Source organism: Streptomyces populi, from assembly GCF_002911015.1.
GTDB lineage: Bacteria > Actinomycetota > Actinomycetes > Streptomycetales > Streptomycetaceae > Streptomyces > Streptomyces populi.
Window position 1 is genome coordinate 1 of the sequence record NZ_KZ627033.1, and the last position, 9,511, is coordinate 9,511.

6 protein-coding genes and 1 pseudogene are annotated in these 9,511 nt (G+C 71.5%); 6 read left to right on the plus strand and 1 reads right to left on the minus strand.

Translation table 11 applies throughout. The features are described from left to right. On the minus strand, positions 1-1,499 hold a 1,499-nt coding region (locus CW362_RS41530; protein ID WP_162684417.1), incomplete at its 3' end, for a homocysteine S-methyltransferase family protein. A gap of 267 nt (positions 1,500-1,766) precedes the next feature. Here CW362_RS41530 and CW362_RS41535 point away from each other — a divergent pair. The 6 genes and pseudogenes from CW362_RS41535 to CW362_RS45805 form a co-directional block, all read left to right on the plus strand. After that, positions 1,767-2,531 carry an IclR family transcriptional regulator gene (locus tag CW362_RS41535; protein ID WP_103554774.1) on the plus strand — a complete coding sequence of 255 codons (765 nt, stop codon included), beginning with the start codon at positions 1,767-1,769 and terminating at the stop codon, positions 2,529-2,531. Between the two features lie 855 nt (positions 2,532-3,386). Beyond that, positions 3,387-4,175, plus strand: a complete 789-nt coding sequence (locus tag CW362_RS41540; RefSeq protein WP_103554770.1) for an MIP/aquaporin family protein — start codon at positions 3,387-3,389, stop codon at positions 4,173-4,175. Between the two features lie 146 nt (positions 4,176-4,321). Further along, positions 4,322-5,860 (plus strand): glycerol kinase GlpK, encoded by a 1,539-nt coding sequence (gene glpK, locus CW362_RS41545; protein WP_103554771.1) that lies wholly within the window; start codon positions 4,322-4,324, stop codon positions 5,858-5,860. Positions 5,861-5,879: 19 nt separating this feature from the next. Beyond that, positions 5,880-7,496 (plus strand): glycerol-3-phosphate dehydrogenase/oxidase, encoded by a 1,617-nt coding sequence (locus CW362_RS41550; RefSeq protein WP_103554772.1) that lies wholly within the window; start codon positions 5,880-5,882, stop codon positions 7,494-7,496. Between the two features lie 312 nt (positions 7,497-7,808). Next, on the plus strand, positions 7,809-8,921 hold the full coding sequence (locus CW362_RS41560) for a PAC2 family protein (protein WP_103554773.1): 1,113 nt from the start codon (positions 7,809-7,811) through the stop codon (positions 8,919-8,921). 404 nt (positions 8,922-9,325) lie between these two features. Beyond that, positions 9,326-9,511, plus strand: a pseudogene (locus tag CW362_RS45805) (S8 family peptidase); the annotation flags it as partial.

Genomic DNA, 9,511 nt, shown 5'->3' on the forward strand with positions numbered 1-9,511 from the left:
TCCGCGATGGCGACCTTGGTCTCCACCGTACGGGCCTGGCCCTCCTCGTCGATGGTCAGCGCGATCAGCGCCGCCCCGTGCTCACGCGCGAGGCGGGTGACCTTCGCGAACCGGGACTCAGGCCCGTCACCGTCCTCGTAGTTGACCGAGTTGATCACCGCACGGCCGCCGAGGCGCTCCAGTCCCGCCCGGATGACCTCGACCTCGGTGGAGTCCAGCACGATCGGCAGCGTGGAGGCGGTGGCGAAACGGCCGGCCAGCTCGTCCATGTCGGCGACGCCGTCACGGCCGACGTAGTCGACGCACAGGTCGAGCATGTGCGCGCCCTCGCGGATCTGGTCCCGGGCCATCTCCACGCAGTCGTCCCAGCGGCCCTCCAGCATCGCCTCGCGGAACTTCTTCGACCCGTTGGCGTTGGTGCGCTCGCCGATGGCCATGTAGGCGGTGTCCTGGCGGAACGGGACGGTCTGGTAGAGGGAGGCGGCGCCGGGCTCGGGCCGCGGGTCGCGCTCGGCGGGCGTGAGGCCGTTCACCCGCTCCACGACCTGGCGCAGGTGTTCGGGGGTCGTGCCGCAGCAGCCGCCGATCAGGGACAAGCCGTAGTCCCGTACGAAGTTCTCCTGGGCGTCGGCGAGGCCCTCGGCGTCGAGCGGGAAGTGGGCGCCGTCCTTCGTCAGGACCGGCAGACCGGCGTTGGGCATGCACAGCAGGGGGATGCGGGAGTGCCGGGCCAGGTGGCGCAGGTGCTCGCTCATCTCGGCGGGGCCGGTCGAGCAGTTCAGACCGATCATGTCGATGCCCAGCGGCTCCAGCGCGGTCAGCGCCGCGCCGATCTCGGAGCCGAGCAGCATGGTGCCGGTGGTCTCGAAGGCCATCGAGACCAGCAGCGGCACCCGGAGGCCGGTGGCCTCCATCGCGCGGTGCGCGCCGAGCACGGAGGCCTTCGTCTGCAGCAGGTCCTGGGTGGTCTCGACGATCAGCGCGTCGGCGCCTCCGGCGAGCAGGCCCTCGGCGTTGGCCTGGAAGCCGTCGCGCAGGGTGCCGTAGGAGACGTGGCCGAGGGTGGGCAGCTTGGTGCCGGGGCCGATCGAGCCCAGCACCCAGCGCTGACGGCCGTCGCGGGCGCCGAAGGAGTCGGCGACCTCGCGGGCGATGCGGGCGCCGGCCTCGGAGAGTTCGTTCACGCGGTCCGCGATGTCGTACTCGGCCATCGCGGAGTGGTTCGCGCCGAAGGTGTTCGTCTCGACGCAGTCGACGCCGGCCTCGAAGTACGCCTCGTGCACCGAGCGCACGATGTCGGGGCGGGTGACGTTGAGGACCTCGTTGCAGCCCTCGAGGTTCTCGAAGTCCTCGAGCGTCGGGTCCTGCGCCTGGAGCATCGTGCCCATCGCGCCGTCGGCCACCACGACCCGGGTGGCGAGCGCTTCTCGGAGTGCGTCGGTTCGCTTCCGGCTCTCGGAAAGACCGGACGAAAGGGACGGGTTCGGCAACGAGGCCATGAAGGTGCTCCCTGGAGTGCGACGGCTGTCGGCTTTGCGCTTCCCATGGAAGGCGCACGCCGTCAGGGTAGCCCGGAGCACCGGAGATGGGGCATGGGCGTCCACGAGGCGGACGGGAGCGGCACGGGTGACGGCGGCGTGGAGGGGGACGGAACACAGGGCGACCACCCATTGGCGAGAGCTCGGCGACGACCGGTAGTGTTCGACATTGCCGAACGGCAGCGGGTGGCCGCGCCGACGGCCGAAGGGGACGGAGGCAGCACGGCGATGGCACGGAACATCCAGTCGCTCGAACGGGCAGCGGCCATGCTGCGGCTGCTCGCGGGCGGCGAGCGACAGCTCGGCCTGTCGGACATCGCCTCCTCGCTCGGCCTGGCCAAGGGGACGGCCCACGGCATCCTGCGCACCCTCCAGCAGGAGGGGTTCGTCGAGCAGGACACGGTCTCCGGGCGCTATCAGCTGGGCGCCGAACTGCTGCGCCTGGGCACCACCTATCTCGACGTGCACGAACTGCGGGCGCGCGCCCTGGTGTGGACCGACGATCTGGCCCGCTCCAGCGGCGAGAGCGTCTATCTGGGCGTGCTGCACCAGCAGGGCGTCCTGATCGTGCACCACGTCTTCCGGCCCGACGACAGCCGCCAGGTCCTGGAGGTCGGGGCGATGCAGCCGCTGCACTCCACCGCTCTGGGCAAGGTGCTGTCGGCGTACGACCCGGTGGCCCACAGCGAGGTCCTGGAGGTCGAGCGCAAGGCGTTCACCCCGCGGACCATCAGCGAGCTGGACGCCTTCGAGGGCGTTCTCGACGTGACCCGCGCGCGGGGGTACGCGGAGGACGTCGAGGAGACGTGGACGGGGGTCGCCTCCGTCGCCGCCCCGATCCACAACCGGAGGCGCATGCCGGTCGGCGCGGTGGGCATCACCGGGGCCGTGGAGCGGGTGTGCAAGGACGGGGAGCTGCGTCCGGAGCTGATCGCAGCGGTGCGCGACTGCGCCCGCGCGGTCTCGCGCGACCTGGGTGCCGGGCGGTTCTGACACCCGCCTCCGGCCGGGCGTCGCCGGAGCGCACGCCTTCGGCCGGGCGGTTCGACGCGCACACCTTCAGCCGCGCCGACGCGCACGCCTTCGCGGCCGGGCCGTACCCACGTACACGCCCGCACGCCTTCGCGGCCTGACCGCACCCACCCGCACGGCCTCGGCACCAGCACCAGCACCAGCACCAGCACCAGCACCAGCACCAGCCAGGTCGTACCCGCCCGCGCGGCTTCGGCCGAGCCGTGTCCGCAGCACGCCCTCGGCCGGGCCGTACCGACGCGCGCCCGGCCCGCCGGGCCGTACCGGCGCGGACTCCGCCCGCCGGGCCGTCCTCCCGCACACGCCGCCGCCCGGGCGTCCGGGCACGAACGGCGTTCACCGAGCCGTGGCGGCTCATACACCGCCTGCCAGGCGGCTCTGACGCGTACACCGTTCGCGGAACCGGCCCCGGGCGCGCACCGCCGCGCGGGGGCCTGACGCACGCGCCGGCCGCCGGCCGCCCCGACGTGTGCCGGTGCCGGTTCCGCACGGGGGCGGAGCCCGGGAGCCGCAGGAGCCGAAGCCGGGAAGCGGAATGCTTCCCGGCCCGCTCGGTACGCCCTCCGACGAGGGACGACGCACCGATAGCACACAGCGATCAATAACGATCGCGCTTTCGATAACCGAACCCTTGACGAGGCGGCGAAGCGGAAGCAAGACTCCCGTCCATCGGTCGACATTGTCGAACACCTACCGGCAATAGGCGTTATGGTGTGGCAATGCCGGGGCCGACATCGCTCTCACTCCCCGAGAGCACGAACCACCGGAGGGACCCGGGGTTCGGCTTCCCCTGGACGAAGGACAAAGGAGTCGCGGGTGTCCAGCTCCGACATCTTCATCGGCGAGACCATCGGTACCGCCGTTCTCATCCTGCTCGGCGGTGGCGTGTGCGCCGCCGTCACCCTGAAGGCCTCCAAGGCGCGTGCCGCCGGATGGCTGGCCATCGCCTTCGGGTGGGGCTTCGCGGTCATGACCGCGGTCTACATCTCGGCGCCGCTGTCCGGCGCCCACCTCAACCCGGCCGTGACCCTGGCGCTCGCCATCAAGGACGACGACTACAGCAACCTCGCCACCTACTGGGGCGGACAGCTGCTCGGCGCCATGATCGGCGCGGTGCTGGTCTGGGTCACCTACTACGGCCAGTTCCTGGCACACCTCACCGACAGCGAGATCGTCGGAGTGCCCGAGGAGAAGGTCGCGAAGGCGGTCGAGGCCGAGGAGCCCGGCGCCGGACCGGTGCTCGGTGTCTTCTCCACCGGCCCCGAGATCCGCAACGCCGTGCAGAACCTCGCCACCGAGATCATCGGCACCGTGGTGCTGATCCTCGCCATCCTCACGCAGGGCCTGAACAACAACGGCGACGGCCTGGGCGTCCTCGGCGCCCTGATCACCTCCTTCGTGGTGGTGGGCATCGGCCTCTCGCTCGGCGGCCCCACCGGCTACGCGATCAACCCGGCCCGTGACCTCGGTCCGCGCATCGTGCACGCCCTGCTCCCCCTGCCCAACAAGGGTGGTTCCGACTGGAGCTACGCCTGGATCCCGGTCGTCGGCCCGCTCATCGGCGGCGCGATCGCGGCAGGCATCTACAACGTCGCCTTCGCCTAGGAGCCCCCGCTCCAGCACGCTTGGAAGCCGCGCCCCATGCACCATGAGCCGCACAGCACCGGTCCCATGCACCATGAGCCGCACAGCACCGCTTTGAAGCACCGCGCCGTACACAGCCCCTCTCACACGGACACCAGGAGCACAAAGTGACCGACGCACACACCGCCGGCCCCTTCATCGCCGCCATCGACCAGGGCACCACCTCGTCGCGCTGCATCGTCTTCGACCGCGACGGACGCATCGTCTCCGTCGACCAGAAGGAGCACGAGCAGATCTTCCCGAAGCCGGGCTGGGTCGAGCACGACGCCGCCGAGATCTGGACCAACGTCCAGGAGGTCGTCGCCGGAGCCGTCTCGAAGGCCGGCATCACCCGTGACGACATCAAGGCCATCGGCATCACCAACCAGCGTGAGACCACGCTGCTGTGGGACAAGAACACCGGTGAACCCGTCCACAACGCCCTCGTCTGGCAGGACACCCGCACCGACGCGCTCTGCAAGGAACTCGGCCGCAACGTCGGCCAGGACCGCTTCCGCCGCGAGACCGGTCTGCCGCTCGCGTCGTACTTCGCCGGCCCCAAGGCCCGCTGGCTGCTGGACAACGTCGAGGGCCTGCGCGAGCGCGCCGAGGCCGGGGACATCCTCTTCGGCACCATGGACACCTGGGTCATCTGGAACCTGACCGGCGGTGTGAACGGCGGCAAGCACGTCACCGACGTCACCAACGCCTCCCGCACCATGCTGATGAACCTGCACACCCTGGAGTGGGACGACAAGATCGCCGAGTCCATCGGCGTCCCGCTGGCGATGCTGCCGGAGATCCGCTCCTCCGCCGAGGTGTACGGCGAGATCACCGGCGGGCGGCTCGGCGAGCTGCTCGGCGGCATCCCGGTCGCCTCCGCGCTCGGCGACCAGCAGGCGGCCCTGTTCGGCCAGACCTGTTTCTCCGAGGGCGAGGCCAAGTCCACCTACGGCACCGGCACCTTCATGCTGATGAACACCGGTGACAAGATCATCAACTCCTACTCGGGGCTGCTGACCACGGTCGGCTACCGGATCGGCGACCAGGACCCGGTCTACGCCCTGGAAGGCTCCATCGCCGTCACCGGGTCGCTCGTGCAGTGGATGCGCGACCAGATGGGCCTGATCCAGTCCGCCGCCGAGATCGAGACGCTCGCGTCCTCGGTCGAGGACAACGGCGGCGCCTACTTCGTGCCGGCCTTCTCCGGTCTGTTCGCCCCGTACTGGCGTCCCGACGCCCGCGGTGTGATCGCCGGCCTGACCCGGTACGTCACCAAGGCGCACATCGCGCGCGCCGTCCTGGAGGCCACCGCCTGGCAGACCCGTGAGATCAGCGACGCCATGACCAAGGACTCCGGCGTCGAGCTCACGGCGCTCAAGGTCGACGGCGGCATGACCTCCAACAACCTGCTGATGCAGACCCTGGCCGACGTCCTGGACGCCCCCGTGGTGCGCCCGATGGTCGCCGAGACCACCTGCCTCGGCGCCGCCTACGCGGCCGGTCTGGCCGTGGGCTTCTGGACCAACACCGAGGACCTGCGCGCCAACTGGCGCCGGGCCGCGGAATGGACCCCCAACATGGCCGCGGACGTCCGCGACCGTGAGTACAAGAGCTGGCTCAAGGCCGTGGAGCGGACCATGGGCTGGATCGAAGACGAGAACTGACGAGGAGTAAGAACCCGCAATGACCAGTCAGTCCACCCTGCAGTCCGTGCCTGCCCTCGGTACGCACCCGGCCTCCGGCTCCAACCCGAGCCGCGCCGAGACCCGGGAGCAGCTCTCCAAGGCGACGTACGACCTCCTCGTCATCGGCGGCGGCATCCTGGGCATCTCCACCGCCTGGCACGCCGCGCAGTCCGGTCTCAGGGTGGCGCTGGTCGACGCCGGCGACTTCGCCGGGGCCACCTCCTCCGCCTCCTCCAAGCTCCTCCACGGCGGTCTGCGCTACCTGCAGACCGGCGCGGTGAAGCTGGTGGCGGAGAACCACTTCGAGCGCCGTGCGGTCTCCCGCCAGGTGGCCCCCCACCTGGCGAACCCGCTCACGTTCTACCTCCCCGTGTACAAGGGCGGGCCGCACGGCGCGGCGAAGCTCGGGGCGGGCGTCTTCGCCTACTCCGCCCTGTCGGCCTTCGGTGACGGGGTCGGGCACCTGCTCGGTCCCGCCAAGGCCGCGCAGGACGTGCCCGAGCTGCGCACCGACAACCTCAAGGCCGTGGCCGTGTACGGCGACGACCAGATGAACGACTCCCGCATGGCGCTCATGACGGTCCGCGCGGCCGTCGAGTCGGGCGCCGCGGTCCTGAACCACGCCGAGGTCACGGGCCTGCGCTTCACCCGGGGCCGGGTGACGGGCGCGGAGCTGCGCGACCGGCTGTCGGGCGACGAGTTCGGAGTGAACGCCCGGCTCGTGCTGAACGCGACCGGCCCGTGGGTGGACCACCTGCGCAAGCTGGAGGACCCGGACGCGGCTCCCTCGATCCGGCTGTCCAAGGGCGCGCACCTGGTGCTGAAGCGGACCTCGCCGTGGAAGGCGGCGCTGGCCACCCCAATCGACAAGTACCGCATCACCTTCGCCCTCCCCTGGGAGGACATGCTGCTGCTCGGCACCACCGACGAGGAGTACGAGGGCGACCCGGCGGACGTCTCGGTCAACGAGAAGGACACGGCCCAGATACTCGACGAGGCCGCGTTCTCCATCCGCGACCAGCAGCTCTCGCGCGACCTGATCACCTACGCCTTCGCCGGTCTGCGGGTGCTGCCGGGCGGTCCCGGCGACACGTCGAAGGCCAAGCGCGAGACGGTCGTCACGGAGGGCCGCGGCGGGATGCTGTCCGTCGCGGGCGGCAAGTGGACCACCTTCCGGCACATCGGCCGTACGGTGATGCAGAAGCTGGAGTCGCTGCCGGGCCGGCCGCTGGGCGAGGACTTCGAGCCGATCTCCGAGCTGCCGCGCAAGCTGCCGCTCCCCGGTGTCGCCAACCCGCGCGCGGTCGCCCACCGGCTGCTGGTGGACGGCCCGGCGCCCGGTCCGCGCATGGCCGCCGACACGGCCCGGCACCTGGCCACCCACTACGGCTCGCTGGCCTTCGACATCGCCCGGCTGGCGAACGAGGACCCGGCGCTCGGCGAGCGGGTCCACCCGGACGCCCCGGAGATCTGGGCGCAGGTCGTCTACGCCCGGGACAACGAGTGGGCCGAGACGGCGGACGACGTGCTGCGCCGCCGTACGACGCTGACGATCCGCGGTCTCGCCACGGACGAGGTCCGCGGCAAGGTGCAGGAACTGCTCGACGAGAAGTAGGCGCCCGCGGCCGGACCGGGGTCCGGCCGGGGCGGGTGAGGGGCGGCTCCCACGGGGGGTGCCGCCCCTCACCCGTGTGCGGGCACGGCGCGTTCACCGGCACTTTCTCCACGGCAATGCGCCCGCTCCCCGGGCGAGTTGGCCGGGGGCGGCGCGGGCGGGGGCGCGGGGCGGGGTGGCGGGCGCGCGTGTTTCCGGGCCTTCGGCGGGGCAGTGATCCGTTCACTCCCCCGTGCGAGGGGGCTGCGGAGGTCCCCTCGGCACGCCGTAAGGTTGAGGCGTACGCGAGGGCACATCGGAAGGAGGCGCTGGGTGATCGAGCTGGAGGGGGTTCCCGAGCTGATCGACCCAGTCATGGTGGCCGCGTTCGAAGGCTGGAACGACGCCGGCGACGCCGCCTCCGCCGCGGTCGCGCATCTGGACAGGGAATGGAAGGGCGAGGTGTTCGCGGCGCTGGACGCCGAGGACTACTACGACTTCCAGGTGAACCGTCCGACCGTGTGGCTGGACGGCGGCGTACGCAAGATCACCTGGCCGACCACGCGTCTGTCGGTGGTCCGGATCGGCGGCGAGAAGCCGCGCGATCTCGTGCTGGTCCGGGGCATCGAGCCGTCGATGCGCTGGCGCTCGTTCTGCAACGAACTGCTCGGTTTCGCGCACGAACTGGGCGTGGAACTGGTGGTGATCCTGGGCGCGCTGCTCGGCGACACCCCGCACACCCGTCCGGTTCCGGTCAGCGGTGTCACCTCCGACGCCGACCTGGCCCGCACGATGGATCTGGAGGAGACCAAGTACGAGGGCCCCACGGGCATCGTCGGCATCCTCCAGGAGGCGTGCACGCACGCGGGTGTCCCCGCCGTGTCCCTGTGGGCGGCCGTACCGCACTACGTGTCGCAGCCGCCCAACCCGAAGGCGACGCTGGCGCTGCTCAACCGTCTGGAGGACCTCATCGACCTGCGCATCCCGCTGGGCGAGCTGCCCGAGGACGCGCGGGCCTGGCAGCTGGGCGTCGACCAGCTGGCCGCCGAGGACAGCGAGGTCGCCGAGTACGTGCAGACGCTGGAGGAGGCCCGGGACACCGCCGAACTGCCGGAGGCGTCCGGCGAGGCGATCGCCCGCGAGTTCGAGCGTTATCTGCGCCGCAGGGACGGCGGAGGTCCGGCGGCGGGGACCCAGGGCCACGCGACGGAGAGCGGGGAGCCGGCCTCGTACATCCGTGACACCCCAGGCGGCCGCGGCCGGCCGCCGCTGACGCAGCGCCCCGAGTCCGGCAACGGACAGGACACCGGGCCGGACGCCCGGGAGGACCGCGAGTCCGGCTCCGAGGGCGGACCGGGGACGTCGGACGCGCCGGGCGGGCCGGAGCCCACGGACACGCCGGACACCTCCGGTCCCTCCGACGCGGAGGACTCCTCCGAGGACTGACGGGCCGGCAAAGGGGCGGTACGCGTGACGCGTACCGCCCCTTCCTGCTGTCCGGACCAGTCCCTCGCGCCCGCGGCCGCACGCCTCGTCGCGCCCGCCGGGACCGGCCGTCCGTGCCGCCCCACGACACGACATCCGTCTCGTCGGTCTTCGGCCTGAATTCGGCGTGACATCTGTTTCAGGACGGATTGCACAGGTTGCCCAATTCAACTTGTCCTCAAACCAAGTTGGCGAGTTCGGGGTGGACGGGACGCCGTGGGCGTGCCAGGTTGTGCGTCGGAGCCGCGCCCCGTGAAGGGACTTGGCCCACGGCACCGGCCGCGGGACGGCGTGCGGGGCGGGCCCACGCATCGAACGGCACACGCAGGAACCGGCACCCCAGGGATCGAAGGGAGCGGTACGCGATGACCGACCAGGTACAGCCGGCGCAGGGCCCGGGATTGTCCGGGCCGGGGCCCGACGGAGCGGGATTCACCTACCGAGGAGCCGAGCAGGAGTTGATCGTCGTCGCCCGTCCGGAAGCCGGGCTGCGCGCGCGGGCCGAGGGCGTCCGCTCGGTGACGGGCGCCGACGTCTCGGCCCTCGACATG